Source organism: Mesorhizobium sp. M1D.F.Ca.ET.231.01.1.1 (assembly GCF_003999155.2).
Lineage (GTDB): Bacteria > Pseudomonadota > Alphaproteobacteria > Rhizobiales > Rhizobiaceae > Mesorhizobium.
In genome coordinates this window covers 1-309 of record NZ_RZOZ02000205.1, presented here as the reverse complement: position 1 = coordinate 309, position 309 = coordinate 1, and the positions used below count along the sequence as shown (strand labels likewise).

At 71.5% G+C, this 309-nt stretch carries 1 protein-coding gene; it reads left to right on the top strand.

Going from position 1 to position 309, the window contains the following annotated elements:
* Positions 1-309: M20/M25/M40 family metallo-hydrolase (locus EN874_RS32985; protein ID WP_127428865.1), on the top strand; the 309-nt coding region annotated here is incomplete at both ends.

The following is a 309-nucleotide window of genomic DNA, read 5'->3' as shown; positions in this document are numbered from 1 at the left end:
GGTGCTGCTGGGCCATACCGACGTGGTGCCGACGGGCCCGCGCGAGGCCTGGACCAGCGACCCGTTCACGCCGCAGGTCCGTGACGGCGTGCTGTATGGCCGTGGTACCGCCGACATGAAGGGCAGCGTGGCGGCATTCGTGGTGGCCGCCGAGCAGTTCGTCGCCGCGCACCCCGATCACCCCGGCACGCTGGCGGTGCTGCTGACCAGCGACGAGGAGGGCGATGCCATTGATGGCGTGCGCCACGTCGCGCGGCTGTTCGCCGAACGCGGCCAACGCATCGACTGGTGCATCACCGGCGAGCCGTC